Genomic DNA, 14,553 nt, shown 5'->3' with positions numbered 1-14,553 from the left:
CGACACCCGGAAACATCAGGCGATACGTCTTGTACCTCTATATTGAGACTCTGAAACAGAGACTGGATGCCATAAATCAACTGCGCGTGGATCGCGCGCTTGCTGCCATGGGCCCTGCTTTCCAGCAGGTATACAGTCTGCTGCCGACATTATTGCACTATCACCATCCTCTGATGCCGGGCTACCTCGATGGTAACGTTCCCCAGGGCATTTGCCTTTTCACGCCTGATGAAACCCAACAGCACTATCTGAACGAGCTGGAACTCTACCGCGGCATGCCGCCTCAGGTTTCTCCGAAAGGTGAACTGCCAATCACTGGCGTTTACACAATGGGGAGTACCTCATCGGTAGGGCAAAGCTGTTCTTCTGACCTGGATATCTGGGTCTGCCATCAATCCTGGCTCGATAACGAAGAGCGCCAGCTGCTGCAGCGTAAATGCAGCCTGCTGGAGAGCTGGGCGGCGTCGCTCGGCGTGGAAGTAAGCTTCTTCCTGATTGATGAAAACCGTTTCCGCCATAACGAAAGCGGCAGTCTCGGTGGTGAAGACTGCGGCTCGACTCAGCACATCTTATTGCTGGATGAGTTCTACCGTACTGCCGTTCGCCTCGCCGGGAAGCGTATTCTGTGGAATATGGTGCCGTGCGATGAAGAAGAGCATTACGACGATTACGTCATGTCGCTCTATTCTCAGGGCGTACTGACGCCAAACGAATGGCTGGATCTGGGGGGCCTGAGCTCTCTGTCCGCCGAAGAGTACTTTGGCGCGAGCCTCTGGCAGCTTTATAAGAGCATCGACTCACCGTACAAAGCGGTGCTGAAAACGCTGCTGCTGGAAGCCTATTCCTGGGAATACCCTACGCCGCGCCTGCTGGCGAAAGACATCAAACAGCGTCTGCACGACGGGGAGATTGTCTCCTACGGGCTTGATGCCTACTGCATGATGCTGGAACGCGTTACCGAATACCTGAAAGCCATTGATGACACCACGCGTCTCGATCTGGTGCGTCGATGTTTCTATCTCAAAGTTTGTGAAAAACTGAGCCGCGAACGCGCCTGCGTGGGCTGGCGTCGTGAAGTGGTCAGTCAGTTAGTCAAAGAGTGGGGATGGGACGAAGCGCGTCTGTCCATGCTCGACAACCGCGCCAACTGGAAGATCGATCAGGTGCGTGAAGCGCACAACGAACTGCTCGATGCAATGATGCAAAGCTACCGTAATCTGATCCGCTTTGCGCGCCGTAACAACCTCAGCGTTTCCGCCAGCCCGCAGGACATCGGGGTATTGACCCGCAAGCTGTACGCCGCGTTTGAAGCGCTGCCGGGTAAAGTCACCCTGGTGAACCCGCAGATTTCACCTGACCTGTCAGAGCCGAACCTGACCTTTATCTTTGTGCCACCGGGCCGCGCAAACCGCACCGGGTGGTATCTGTACAACCGTGCGCCAAGCATGGATTCGATCATCAGCCATCAGCCGCTGGAGTATAACCGCTATCTGAACAAGCTGGTGGCCTGGGCCTGGTTCAACGGCCTGCTGACCTCGCGCACGCGCCTGTTTATCAAAGGCAACGAGGTGGTTGATTTAGCCAAGCTGCAGGAGATGGTCGCTGACGTTTCGCAGCACTTCCCGCTGCGTCTGCCTGCGCCAACGCCAAAAGCGCTTTACAGCCCGTGCGAGATTCGCCATCTGGCGATTATCGTCAACCTGGAGTACGACCCGACGGCGGCCTTCCGCAATCAGGTAGTCCATTTTGACTTCCGCAAGCTGGACGTCTTCAGCTTTGGCGAGCAGCAAAACTGCCTGGTAGGCAGTGTAGACCTGCTGTACCGCAACTCGTGGAACGAAGTACGTACCCTGCACTTCAACGGCGAGCAGGCGATGATCGAAGCGCTGAAAACCATTCTTGGCAAGATGCACCAGGACGCCGCGCCGCCGGACAGCGTCGAAGTGTTCTGCTACAGCCAGCACCTGCGCGGTTTGATTCGTACCCGCGTGCAGCAGCTGGTCTCTGAGTGCATCGAGCTGCGTCTTTCCAGCACCCGTCACGAAACCGGGCGCTTTAAAGCGCTGCGCGTCTCCGGCCAGACCTGGGGGCTGTTCTTCGAGCGCCTGAACGTGTCAGTACAGAAGCTGGAAAATGCCATCGAGTTCTACGGCGCGATTTCACACAACAAGCTGCATGGCCTGTCGGTGCAGGTGGAAACCAACCACGTTAAGCTGCCGCAGGTGGTGGATGGTTTTGCGAGCGAAGGGATTATTCAGTTCTTCTTCGAAGAGTCAGGTGAGGATGCCGGTTTCAATATCTACATCCTTGATGAGACTAACCGCGCCGAGGTGTATCACCACTGTGAAGGCAGTAAAGAGGAGCTGGTGCGCGACGTCAGCCGCTTCTACTCCTCTTCGCACGACCGTTTCACCTACGGCTCAAGCTTCATTAACTTCAACCTGCCGCAGTTCTATCAGATTGTGAACGTCGATGGTCGTACGCAGGTGATCCCGTTCCGGACCCAGGCCGTAACGCCTGCCGCGCCGGCGAATCAGGATACCGCGCCGCTGTTGCAGCAGTATTTCTCCTGATCCTTTTTGCCGGGTGGCGTTAACGCTTACCCGGCCTACGGTTCGAGTCGCTGTTGCCGCCACCCGGCAACAAAACTACCTGAAACTCACTGCCTCACCCGCCTGCGCGGTCGCCGCCTGTTCCAGCAGATCCCAGAACGGTACGCCGCTACGGTCGCAGACCCATTCCCCGTCTTTCAGATCGAAGTGATAGCCGCCCTGTTTGGCCGCCAGCCACACCTGGTGAAGCGGCTCCTGGCGGTTAATAATAATTTTGCTGCCGTTTTCAAAGCTTAAGGTCAGGATACCGCCGTTGATTTCACAATCGATATCGCTGTCGCCGTCCCAGTCGTCCAGGCGCTCTTCGATGGTCATCCACAGGGTGTCGGCAAGGCGATGGAATTCACTGTCATTCATGGTTTTGTTCCTGTTTTTCGTGATGGCGGCAGTATAACGCTAAATAATTCCCGTTGCAGGAAAGCGGCAAACTCTTGCTTTTGTGTCTTCTCCTGCGATGATAGAAACAGATTTGAACTTACGAGCAACTTGATAATGAAAAACGTCTTCCGAACGCTTGCCGTTCTCATCACGCTGTTTAGCCTGACGGGTTGTGGACTGAAAGGACCGCTGTACTTCCCGCCAGAGGATAAAAACGCACCGCCGCCAACGAAACCGGTGCAAAGCGGCATTGAGTCAACGACGCCAGATACTAACGATCGCGGCGATAACGGTGGCCCGACTCAGGTTAATCTCTGACAGATTACGTTCTGTACCCGCGCAATGGAGCAAATGATGCAGTTCTCTAAAATGCATGGCCTTGGCAACGATTTTATGGTCGTCGACGCGGTAACGCAGAATGTGTTTTTCTCCCCGGAGCTGATTCGCCGCCTGGCGGATCGGCACGTGGGCGTGGGGTTCGATCAGCTGCTGGTGGTCGAGCCGCCTTACGATCCCGATCTCGATTTCCACTACCGCATTTTTAACGCTGACGGCAGCGAAGTTAACCAGTGCGGCAACGGCGCGCGCTGTTTTGCCCGCTTTGTCCGCCTGAAGGGGCTGACCAACAAGCGCGATATTCGCGTCAGTACTGCGAACGGCCGTATGGTGCTCAGCGTGACCGATGACGAGCTGGTACGCGTGAATATGGGCGAGCCAAACTTCGAGCCTTCCGCCGTACCGTTCCGCGCAAACAAAGCGGAAAAGACCTATATTATGCGTGCGGCCGAGCAGACAGTATTGTGCGGCGTCGTCTCGATGGGTAACCCTCACTGTGTGATTCAGGTTGATGATGTGCAAACCGCCGCGGTTGAAACGCTCGGTCCGGTGCTGGAAAGCCACGAACGTTTCCCGGAGCGCGCGAACATCGGCTTTATGCAGGTGGTGAAGCGTGAGCACATCCGTCTGCGGGTTTACGAGCGCGGCGCGGGCGAAACCCAGGCCTGCGGAAGCGGTGCCTGTGCTGCAGTTGCTGTGGGCATCTCTCAGGGGTTACTGGCAGAAGAGGTTCGCGTGGAATTACCGGGCGGTCGGCTTGATATCGCCTGGAAAGGACCGGGTCATCCACTGTATATGACGGGCCCGGCGACACATGTTTATGACGGGTTTATCCATCTATGAAACAACCAGGGGAAGAACTGCAGGAAATAATGACGGAACTGGATGACAGCGCTGTTGTTGATTACCTGCTGAACAATCCTGAGTTTTTTATCCGCAATGCACGCGTTGTTGAACAGATGCGCGTACCGCATCCGATTCGTGAAACCGTGTCGCTGGTCGAATGGCACATGGCGCGCTCGCGCAAGCACATCAATCAGCTTGAAGAGAACATGACGCTGCTGATGGAGCAGGCCAGCAATAACGAGAGCCTGTTTTATCGTCTGTTGCACCTGCAGGCGCGTCTGGCCTCGGCGCACAGCCTTGAAGAGTTCCTCAGCCGCTTCCACCGCTGGGCGCGTGAGCTTGGGCTGGCAGGCGCGACGATTCGCCTGTTCCCGGACCGCTGGCGCATTGGTGCGCCGTCCGGGTTTACCCATCTGTCGCTGAGCCGCCAGGCGTTTGAGCCGCTACGCATTCAGCGTCTGGGCCGTGAGCAGCACTATCTCGGGCCGCTGAACGGGCCTGAGCTGCTGGTCGTGTTGCCGGAAGCCAAAGCGATTGGCTCGGTGGCGATGTCGCTGATGGGGCGCGATGGCGATCTGGGCGTGATGTTATTTACCAGCCGTGACGCACATCATTATGAGCAGGGGCAGGGTACGCACCTGCTGCAGGAAATCGCCCTGATGCTGCCTGAGCTGCTGGAGCGCTGGATTGAGCGCGTATGACAGATGCACTCGCCGCTGACGTCACGCGCTTTCTGCGCTATCTGGGCGTGGAACGTCAGCTCAGCCCCATAACGCTGCTTAACTATCAGCGTCAGCTTGATGCCATCATCCAGATTGCCGACGAGATCGGCCTGAAAAGCTGGCAACAATGTGATGCTGCCACGGTGCGCGGGTTCGTTGTGCGTAGCCGTAAAAAAAACCTCAGCCCGGCGAGCCTGGCGCTCAGGCTTTCCGCCCTGCGCAGTTTCTTCGACTGGCTGGTGAGCCAGGGCGGTTTAAAAGCCAACCCGGCGAAAGGCATCGCCACGCCAAAAGCCCCTCGCCATCTTCCGAAAAATATCGACGTCGACGACGTAAATCGCCTGCTGGATATCGACCTTAACGATCCGCTGGCGGTGCGCGACCGCGCGATGCTGGAGGTAATGTACGGTGCGGGCCTGCGTCTCTCTGAGCTGGTGAACCTCGATTTAAAGCATCTCGATCTGGAATCCGGCGAAGTGTGGGTCATGGGCAAGGGCAGCAAAGAGCGCCGTCTGCCGATTGGCCGCAACGCGGTCTCCTGGATTGAGCACTGGCTGGATCTGCGCGGGCTGTTTGGCGCAGAGGAGAATGCGCTGTTTTTATCAAAGCTCGGCAAGCGGATCTCGGCGCGTAACGTGCAGAAGCGCTTTGCGGAGTGGGGCATCAAGCAGGGGCTAAACAGCCACGTTCACCCGCACAAGCTGCGCCACTCGTTCGCCACCCACATGCTGGAATCCAGCGGCGATCTGCGCGGCGTGCAGGAACTGCTTGGCCACGCAAATCTGTCGACCACTCAAATCTATACCCACTTAGACTTCCAACACCTTGCCTCGGTGTATGACGCGGCGCATCCACGCGCCAAACGGGGGAAATAATGCGTTTTTACCGCCCACTTGGTCAGATCTCGGCCCTGACGTTTGACCTTGATGACACCCTTTATGACAACCGTGAGGTGATCCTGCGTACCGAGCAGGAGTCGCTGGCGTTTGTGCAGAACTACCATCCCGCGCTGAAAGCGATGCAGAACAAGGATTTTCAGACTCTGCGTCAGTCCCTGCGGGAGACCGAGCCGGACATTTACCACGACGTGACCGAATGGCGTCGTCGTGCGGTTGAGCAGGCGATGCTCAACGTGGGCCTGAGCGTACAGGACGCGGCCATCGGTGCCGAAGCGGCAATGGAAAACTTCGCCAAATGGCGCAGCCGTATCGACGTGCCGCAGGAGACCCACGACACGCTGGCGAAGCTTGCCGAAAAGTGGCCGCTGGTGGCCATCACTAACGGTAACGCACAGCCTGAACTGTTTGGCCTCGGGGATTACTTTGAGTTCGTGCTGCGCGCGGGCCCGCACGGGCGCTCGAAGCCGTTCAGCGATATGTACCATCTGGCAGCGGAAAAAATGAACCTGCCGCTCGGTGAAATTTTGCACGTGGGCGACGATCTGACCACGGATGTCGCGGGTGCCATTCGCTGCGGCATGCAGGCCTGCTGGATCAAGCCAGAAAACGCCGACCTGATGACCACGAAGGATAGCCGTCTTCTGCCGCACGTGGAAATTTCGCGGTTGGCATCCCTCACGACGCTGATATAATCACCAGTAATATTGTATAAATTACCAGGGTTTTGCAGTTGTAGGCCCGGTAAGCGAAGCGCCACCGGGCGTTTTGCTGTGTTCCTGAATACTATGTGACGGTGCCAATGGACGTTTCTTACCTGCTCGACAGCCTTAATGACAAACAGCGTGAAGCCGTAGCGGCCTCGCGCACCAATATGCTGGTGCTGGCTGGAGCGGGCAGTGGTAAGACGCGCGTGCTGGTTCACCGTATTGCCTGGTTGCAGAGCGTGGAGAACTGCTCGCCGTACTCCATCATGGCGGTCACGTTTACCAACAAGGCGGCGGCGGAGATGCGCCACCGTATCGCACAGCTGATGGGCACCAGCCAGGGCGGTATGTGGGTTGGCACCTTCCACGGCCTGGCGCACCGCCTGCTGCGCGCGCACCATATGGACGCCAACCTGCCGCAGGATTTCCAGATCCTCGACAGCGAAGACCAGCTGCGCCTGCTGAAGCGCCTGATCAAGGCGATGAACCTCGACGAGAAGCAGTGGCCGCCGCGTCAGGCGATGTGGTACATCAACGGCCAGAAAGACGAGGGGCTGCGCCCGCACCACATTCAGAGCTTCGGCAACCCGGTCGAGCAGACCTGGCAGAACGTCTACAAGGCCTATCAGGAAGCGTGCGATCGCGCCGGTCTGGTGGATTTCGCCGAGCTGCTGCTGCGCGCCCACGAGCTGTGGCTCAACAAGCCGCACATCCTTCAGCACTACCGTGAACGCTTCACCAATATCCTGGTGGACGAATTCCAGGATACCAACAACATCCAGTACGCATGGATCCGCCTGCTGGCCGGTGATACCGGCAAGGTAATGATCGTAGGCGATGATGACCAGTCGATCTACGGCTGGCGCGGGGCGCAGGTGGAGAATATTCAGCGCTTCCTCAAGGACTTCCCCGGCGCGGAAACCATCCGTCTGGAGCAGAACTACCGCTCGACGAACAACATCCTCAGCGCGGCTAACGCCCTGATCGAAAACAACAACGGGCGTTTGGGTAAAAAGCTGTGGACCAACGGCGTCGACGGCGAACCGATTTCGATTTACTGCGCCTTCAACGAGCTCGACGAAGCCCGCTTCGTGGTGAACCGCATCAAAACCTGGCAGGACAACGGCGGTGCCCTGGAGCAGTGCGCCATTCTCTACCGCAGCAACGCCCAGTCGCGCGTGCTGGAAGAGGCGCTGCTGCAGGTGAGCATGCCGTACCGCATTTACGGCGGGATGCGCTTCTTCGAACGTCAGGAGATCAAGGATGCGCTCTCGTATCTGCGCCTGATCGCCAACCGCAACGACGATGCGGCGTTTGAGCGCGTGGTGAACACGCCGACGCGCGGCATCGGTGACCGCACACTGGACGTGGTGCGCCAGGCCTCGCGTGACCGCCAGCTTACGCTCTGGCAGGCATGCCGCGAGCTGCTGCAGGAAAAAGCGCTCGCCGGACGTGCCGCCAGCGCATTACAGCGCTTCCTCGAACTGATTGACGCGCTGGCGCAGGAAACGGCCGATATGCCGCTGCACGTGCAGACCGACCGGGTGATTAAAGACTCCGGCCTGCGTACCATGTACGAGCAGGAGAAAGGCGAGAAGGGCCAGACCCGTATTGAGAACTTAGAGGAACTGGTGACGGCAACGCGCCAGTTCAGCTACAACGAAGAAGACGAAGACCTGATGCCGCTGCAGGCGTTTCTGTCCCACGCCGCGCTGGAAGCGGGAGAAGGGCAGGCGGACACCTGGCAGGATGCAGTTCAGCTGATGACCCTGCACTCCGCCAAAGGTCTGGAGTTCCCGCAGGTGTTTATCGTTGGGATGGAAGAGGGGATGTTCCCGAGCCAGATGTCGCTGGATGAAGGCGGGCGTCTGGAAGAAGAGCGTCGTCTGGCCTACGTGGGCGTGACCCGTGCGATGCAAAAGCTAACGCTGACCTACGCCGAAACCCGCCGTCTGTACGGCAAAGAGGTTTATCACCGTCCGTCGCGCTTCATCGGCGAGCTGCCGGAAGAGTGCGTGGAAGAGGTGCGTCTGCGGGCAAGCATCAGCCGTCCGGTCAACCATCAACGTATGGGTTCACCCATCACTGAAACCGATACCGGCTACAAGCTGGGCCAGCGCGTGCGTCATTCGAAATTTGGTGAAGGCACCATCGTGAACCTCGAAGGTAGCGGTGAACACAGCCGCTTACAGGTGGCGTTCCAGGGCCAGGGGATCAAATGGCTGGTGGCTGCTTACGCCAGGCTGGAAACCGTGTAACTTTCAGAAAAATATCATTATTTTGTAATAATCTGCTAACCTTATAGGCTGAAGGTCAATTAATGCCCTTCAGCGTTCCGTTGCGTGTTGACGCCACAGTTACTGCTGGCGTAACATGCGCGCACGATTACGCTAAGAGGACATTCGCCTTGGACACACCCAGTAGATACTGGCTCAATTCCCTGTCATCCAGGAACAACTCCTAAGGCTATCTCCCCTTGCTGATGGCCTTAGTGGTTGTCAGCGACTGCATTATCCCCGTCGCGCTGAGTCAGGCTGTTTAATGGTCTGAAACCCAAATTGTTTCTGTGTGCCCACCGAACTGTCCGATATTTTTTGCATTGGGAGTCCCGGTCATGTTGAGCGCATTTCAACTCGAAAATAACCGACTGACTCGGCTTGAAGCCGAAGAGTCACAGCCCCTCGTTGATGCCGTATGGGTGGATCTGGTCGAGCCGGACGACGATGAGCGCCTTCGCGTACAATCTGAGCTGGGGCAAAGCCTGGCAACGCGTCCTGAACTGGAAGACATCGAAGCATCCGCACGTTTTTTTGAAGATGAAGACGGTCTGCACATTCACTCCTTCTTCTTCTTTGAAGACGCTGATGACCACGCGGGTAACTCCACCGTGGCGTTTACCATCCGCGATGGTCGTCTGTTTACCCTGCGCGAGCGCGAACTGCCTGCGTTTCGTCTCTACCGCATGCGCGCCCGTAGCCAGGCGATGGTGGACGGTAATGCTTACGAGCTGCTGCTCGATCTGTTCGAAACCAAAATTGAACAGCTGGCGGACGAAATTGAGAACATCTACAGCGACCTGGAAAAGCTGAGCCGCGTGATCATGGAAGGCCATCAGGGCGATGAATATGACGAAGCGCTTTCGACGCTGGCGGAGCAGGAAGATATCGGCTGGAAAGTGCGTTTGTGTCTGATGGATACCCAGCGTGCGCTGAACTTCCTGGTGCGTAAAGCACGTCTGCCGGGCGGTCAGCTGGAGCAGGCGCGTGAGATCTTACGAGATATCGAATCCCTGCTGCCGCACAACGAATCCCTGTTCCAGAAGGTGAACTTCCTGATGCAGGCGGCGATGGGCTTTATCAACATCGAGCAGAACCGCATCATCAAGATCTTCTCGGTGGTATCCGTGGTGTTCCTGCCGCCGACGCTGGTGGCATCCAGCTATGGGATGAACTTTGAGTTTATGCCGGAGCTGAAGTGGAGCTTTGGCTACCCGGGGGCGATTATCTTCATGATCCTCGCCGGGCTGGCGCCGTATCTCTATTTCAAGCGTCGGAACTGGCTGTAAAAATCTGGCGGGTGGCGCTCCGCTTACCCGCCCTACGATCGAACTCCCTCTCCTGTGGGAGAGGGTTGGGGTGAGGGCAACATTACAACCCTTTGCGCACCCTGCGCTGGGTATAAATTGCATCGGCAACGAAAATCGCCAGCGCCACCCAGATAAAGGCGAAGGTCACCATCTTATCTGCCCCCGGCACTTCCCCGTAAAACACCACTGCCAGCAGAAACATCAGCGTCGGGCCAATGTACTGGAAGAAGCCCAGCGTGGAGAGACGCAGGCGCGTCGCCGCGCCGGTGAAGCACAGCAGCGGAATGGTGGTCACCACGCCCGCGGCCATCAGCATCAGGTTCAGCGACCACGGGTTGCTGCCCATGTGGCTGGTGGCGCTGTCGGCGATGCCAAACAGATAAATTGCCGCCACCGGCAGCAGCCACAGGGTTTCAAACAGCATCCCGGTCTGCGCTTCCACCGCAATCTTCTTACGTACCAGCCCATAGAACGCAAAGCTGAACGCCAGACCGAGGGCAATAATCGGCAGTGAGCCGAAGGTCCACAGCTGCACCAGCACGCCGCAGAAAGCCAGAATGACCGCTACCCACTGCATCCGGCGAAAGCGTTCGCCGAGGAAAATCATCCCCAGCACAATGTTCACCAGCGGGTTAATAAAGTATCCCAGGCTCGCTTCAAGCATGTGATGGTTATTCACCGCCCAAATGAACAGCAGCCAGTTGCCGCCGATCAGTACCGCAGAAAGCGCCAGCAGGAAGACCTTTTTAGGGGTTTGCAGCAGCGTTTTGACGCCGGACCACTGACGGCTGACGCTCATCAGCGCAATCATAAAGAAGAACGACCAGATGACGCGGTGGGTGAGGATCTCGTCGGCCGGTACATAGGCGATAAATTTGAAGTACGCCGGTGCGATACCCCAAATAAAATAAGCGGCAAGGGCGAGTAAAACGCCCTGCCGCGTCTGTTTAGCATCCATCGGGAAAATCCGTTACAAAAGAGTGAATTAATTTTACCCGTTTTTATCGCCTTAACCCACCATATAAGTGGCGGTTGCGCTGGCGATATAAACCTGTTCTTCGTTATGCAACTCAACGCGCGCTACCGCGACTTTGTTGCCCGCGCGCAGCAGGCTGCTGGTACAGGTAAAGCGATTACCCCGTCCAGGGCGCAGATAGTCGACGCGTAAATCGATAGTGCCCATCCGCGAAAGACGCTGGCGGAGCTCCTCTTCATTGATGGTGTCATGGCGCGTCAGCGTGCTGCCGACGCAGACCAGCCCCGCCGCCACGTCCAGCGCGGAGGCAATTACCCCACCGTGCAAAATACTTTGCGCCCAGTTGCCTACCATCATTGGCTGATTATTAAAGCTGAGCTGGGCAAAGTCTTTCTCGTATCGCTCCAGTTCCAGACCCAGCGCGCGGTTAAACGGCATGTGGTACACAAAAATCTCGCCCACGAGTTTTAACGTTTCTTCGGCGGTAAGCGTGGCTGACATGAGGGGTTGCATCCTTGTTGTTAACAAAATGTTGATTTTATGCCTCAACAATAAGGATTTCCACTTTCAGAAACGAGGAGGCGGAAGTTGCTGCAGAAGTCTGTAGAATGCCCGGACAAAACTATTCATTAAATATCACCCTTTCAGGAGAACACCACCGATGCGGACGTATCTGGGTTGGTTACTGGCGGCGGTTTCGCTGCCCCTCACAGCATATGCGCAAGAAGCAACCGTCAAAGAAGTGCACGATGCCCCCGCAGTGCGCGGCAGCATCATCGCCAATATGCTTCAGGAGCATGACAATCCGTTCACACTGTACCCGTATGACACCAACTACGTGATCTATACCCAGACCAGCGATCTCAACAAAGAGGCGATAAGTTCCTATAACTGGTCCGATAATGCGCGTAAAGATGAGGTGAAGTTCCAGCTCAGCCTCGCGTTCCCGTTCTGGCGAGGCATTCTTGGGCCGAACTCGGTGCTCGGTGCGTCATACACCCAAAAGTCCTGGTGGCAGCTCTCCAACAGCGGTGAGTCCTCGCCGTTCCGTGAAACCAACTATGAGCCGCAGCTGTTCCTCGGCTTCGCAACGGATTACGAATTTGCTGGCTGGACGCTGCGTGACGTCGAGGTGGGCTTTAACCACGATTCCAACGGACGTTCCGACCCAACCTCGCGCAGCTGGAACCGTGCCTATACGCGCCTGATGGCGCAGAACGGTAACTGGATGGTGGAAGTGAAGCCGTGGTATGTGGTGGGCAGCACCGATGACAACCCGGATATCACCAAATACATGGGCTACTACCAGCTCAAGATTGGCTATCAGCTGGGTGATGCCGTGCTGAGCGCGAAAGGCCAGTACAACTGGAACACTGGCTACGGTGGTGCTGAGGTTGGCCTGAGCTACCCGGTGACGAAACACGTGCGTCTTTATACGCAGGTGTATAGCGGTTACGGCGAGTCGCTTATCGATTACAACTTTAACCAGACCCGTGTGGGTGTGGGCGTTATGCTGAACGATATTTTCTAGGTCGCTCGAATGTTTTTGCGTTAAACGTTGAAGTTTCTTTCTCAGGCGCTGAAAATAGCGCCTGTTTCATTTCTGGCATATGGGGTTAACGTGGCGCAGGCGGAAGTATTGAATCAGGAATCGCTGGCTAAACAGGTTTTGCATGAAACCTTTGGCTACCAGCAGTTCCGCCCCGGCCAGGAAACCATCATTGAAACCGTGCTGGAAGGCCGTGATTGCCTGGTGGTGATGCCGACCGGCGGCGGGAAATCCCTCTGCTATCAGGTGCCTGCGCTGGTGCTGAACGGCCTGACGGTCGTAGTATCCCCCCTCATTTCTCTGATGAAAGATCAGGTCGACCAGCTGCTCGCCAACGGCGTGGCAGCCGCCTGTCTTAACTCCACGCAGACCCGCGAGCAGCAGCAAGAGGTGATGGCGGGTTGCCGCACCGGACAGATTCGCCTGCTGTATATCGCGCCGGAACGCCTGATGCTGGATAACTTCCTCGACCATCTCGCGCACTGGAACCCGGTGCTGCTGGCGGTGGATGAAGCGCACTGTATCTCCCAGTGGGGACACGATTTCCGCCCGGAATATGCCGCCCTCGGCCAGCTGCGTCAGCGCTTCCCCGAGCTGCCGTTTATGGCGCTTACCGCCACGGCGGATGACACTACACGCCTGGATATCGTTCGTCTGCTCGGGCTGAACGACCCCTACATTCAGGTCAGCAGCTTCGACCGCCCGAACATCCGCTATATGCTGATGGAAAAATTCAAGCCGCTGGATCAGCTCTTACGCTATGTGCAGGAGCAGCGCGGCAAGTCCGGCATCATCTACTGCAACAGCCGTGCGAAGGTGGAAGACACCGCCGCGCGTCTGCAAAACCGCGGCTTTAGCGCCGCCGCGTATCACGCCGGACTGGAGAACCACATCCGCGCCGACGTGCAGGAGAAATTCCAGCGCGACGACCTTCAAATCGTGGTCGCGACGGTGGCGTTCGGGATGGGCATCAACAAGCCCAACGTGCGCTTTGTGGTGCACTTCGACATCCCGCGCAATATCGAATCCTACTATCAGGAAACTGGTCGCGCCGGGCGTGACGGGCTGCCTGCGGAAGCGATGCTGTTTTACGATCCGGCGGACATGGCGTGGCTGCGCCGCTGCCTGGAAGAGAAACCGCAGGGACAGCTGCAGGATATCGAGCGTCACAAGCTCAACGCGATGGGCGCCTTTGCCGAAGCGCAAACCTGCCGCCGTCTGGTGCTGCTCAACTACTTTGGCGAGGGGCGACAAGAGCCGTGCGGCAACTGCGATATCTGCCTTGATCCGCCGAAGCAGTACGATGGTCTGATGGACGCGCGTAAAGCGCTCTCAACCATTGGGCGCGTCAATCAACGCTTTGGTATGGGCTACGTGGTGGAAGTGCTGCGCGGGGCGAATAACCAGCGTATCCGCGATATGGGCCACGACAAGCTGCCGGTTTACGGCATCGGTAAAGAGCAGAGCCACGAGCACTGGGTGAGTATCATTCGCCAGCTGATCCACCTTGGCTTTGCTACGCAAAACATTGCCCAGCACTCTGCGTTGCAGCTTACCGAAGCCGCGCGTCCGGTACTGCGCGGTGAAGTTGAACTGAAACTGGCCGTTCCACGCGTCATCGCCCTGAAGCCGCGTGTGATGCAAAAATCCTACGGCGGCAACTACGACCGCAAGCTGTTCGCCAAACTGCGCAAGCTGCGTAAAGCGATTGCCGACGAAGAAAACATCCCGCCGTACGTGGTGTTCAACGACGCGACGCTGATTGAGATGGCCGAGCAGATGCCGCTCAGCGCGAGCGAGATGCTGAGCGTCAACGGCGTCGGCACGCGCAAGCTGGAGCGCTTCGGGAAAGAGTTTATGGCGCTTATCCGCTCTCACGCCGACGGTGATGACGAGGAGTAGTCAGCCGGGCGAAAAAGTGCCAGGATGGTGACTCACTACATTA

The 14,553-nt window shown here is 57.3% G+C and carries 14 protein-coding genes; 11 read left to right on the top strand and 3 right to left on the bottom strand.

The genetic code is table 11. The features are described from left to right. Window positions 1-29 precede the first annotated feature (29 nt). Window positions 30-2,573 (top strand): class I adenylate cyclase, encoded by a 2,544-nt coding sequence (gene cyaA / locus HV355_RS11125; protein ID WP_182401912.1) that lies wholly within the window; start codon window positions 30-32, stop codon window positions 2,571-2,573. 75 nt (window positions 2,574-2,648) lie between these two features. Here the strand turns inward: cyaA and cyaY are convergent, their stop codons facing one another. Then, window positions 2,649-2,969, bottom strand: coding sequence for an iron donor protein CyaY (gene cyaY, locus HV355_RS11120; protein WP_045403860.1), 321 nt, complete (start codon window positions 2,967-2,969; stop codon window positions 2,649-2,651). 135 nt (window positions 2,970-3,104) lie between these two features. Between cyaY and HV355_RS11115 the strand changes: the two genes are divergently transcribed. From HV355_RS11115 to corA, 8 genes are all read left to right on the top strand, one after another. After that, window positions 3,105-3,308: a lipoprotein gene (locus HV355_RS11115; RefSeq protein ID WP_042716806.1), complete on the top strand. Its 204-nt coding sequence runs from the start codon at window positions 3,105-3,107 to the stop codon at window positions 3,306-3,308. A gap of 36 nt (window positions 3,309-3,344) precedes the next feature. Further along, window positions 3,345-4,169 (top strand): diaminopimelate epimerase, encoded by an 825-nt coding sequence (gene dapF, locus HV355_RS11110; protein WP_010426314.1) that lies wholly within the window; start codon window positions 3,345-3,347, stop codon window positions 4,167-4,169. Then, window positions 4,166-4,873 carry a DUF484 domain-containing protein gene (locus tag HV355_RS11105; protein ID WP_182401910.1) on the top strand — a complete coding sequence of 236 codons (708 nt, stop codon included), beginning with the start codon at window positions 4,166-4,168 and terminating at the stop codon, window positions 4,871-4,873. Before dapF ends, HV355_RS11105 begins: the two co-directional genes overlap by 4 nt. Next, on the top strand, window positions 4,870-5,769 hold the full coding sequence (xerC, locus tag HV355_RS11100; protein ID WP_010426310.1) for a tyrosine recombinase XerC: 900 nt from the start codon (window positions 4,870-4,872) through the stop codon (window positions 5,767-5,769). The genes HV355_RS11105 and xerC overlap by 4 nt, the downstream gene beginning before the upstream one ends. Next, window positions 5,769-6,485 carry a 5-amino-6-(5-phospho-D-ribitylamino)uracil phosphatase YigB gene (gene yigB, locus HV355_RS11095; RefSeq protein ID WP_010426308.1) on the top strand — a complete coding sequence of 239 codons (717 nt, stop codon included), beginning with the start codon at window positions 5,769-5,771 and terminating at the stop codon, window positions 6,483-6,485. The genes xerC and yigB overlap by 1 nt, the downstream gene beginning before the upstream one ends. Window positions 6,486-6,592: 107 nt before the next feature. Then, entirely contained in the window at window positions 6,593-8,755 is a 2,163-nt protein-coding gene (uvrD, locus tag HV355_RS11090) for a DNA helicase II (RefSeq protein ID WP_182401908.1), read from the top strand. Window positions 8,756-8,904: 149 nt separating this feature from the next. Further along, the gene (ysgD, locus tag HV355_RS24025; RefSeq protein WP_212743980.1) at window positions 8,905-8,961 is read left to right on the top strand and encodes a YsgD/CorL family protein; all 57 of its coding nucleotides are present in this window, start codon (window positions 8,905-8,907) and stop codon (window positions 8,959-8,961) included. A 150-nt stretch (window positions 8,962-9,111) separates the two neighbouring features. After that, a complete protein-coding gene (gene corA / locus HV355_RS11085; protein ID WP_010426304.1) occupies window positions 9,112-10,062 on the top strand; it encodes a magnesium/cobalt transporter CorA in 951 nt (316 codons plus the stop codon). A gap of 82 nt (window positions 10,063-10,144) precedes the next feature. On the opposite strand, the gene rarD is transcribed toward corA, so the two are convergent. Both rarD and yigI read right to left on the bottom strand, forming a co-directional pair. Next, entirely contained in the window at window positions 10,145-11,041 is an 897-nt protein-coding gene (gene rarD / locus HV355_RS11080) for an EamA family transporter RarD (RefSeq protein ID WP_010426302.1), read from the bottom strand. Window positions 11,042-11,092: 51 nt separating this feature from the next. Further along, window positions 11,093-11,560, bottom strand: a complete 468-nt coding sequence (gene yigI / locus HV355_RS11075) for an acyl-CoA thioesterase YigI (protein ID WP_010426301.1) — start codon at window positions 11,558-11,560, stop codon at window positions 11,093-11,095. Window positions 11,561-11,720: 160 nt separating this feature from the next. Between yigI and pldA the strand changes: the two genes are divergently transcribed. Further along, window positions 11,721-12,590, top strand: coding sequence for a phospholipase A (gene pldA / locus HV355_RS11070; RefSeq protein WP_042716814.1), 870 nt, complete (start codon window positions 11,721-11,723; stop codon window positions 12,588-12,590). 90 nt (window positions 12,591-12,680) lie between these two features. Further along, the gene (recQ, locus tag HV355_RS11065; protein ID WP_010426289.1) at window positions 12,681-14,510 is read left to right on the top strand and encodes an ATP-dependent DNA helicase RecQ; all 1,830 of its coding nucleotides are present in this window, start codon (window positions 12,681-12,683) and stop codon (window positions 14,508-14,510) included. The last annotated feature ends 43 nt before the right edge of the window (window positions 14,511-14,553 follow it).

The organism is Enterobacter sp. RHBSTW-01064 (assembly GCF_014103035.1).
In the GTDB taxonomy this organism is placed as follows: domain Bacteria; phylum Pseudomonadota; class Gammaproteobacteria; order Enterobacterales; family Enterobacteriaceae; genus Enterobacter; species Enterobacter mori.
Note: the sequence above shows the minus strand (reverse complement) of the source record. Positions and strands in the feature narration are given on the sequence as shown.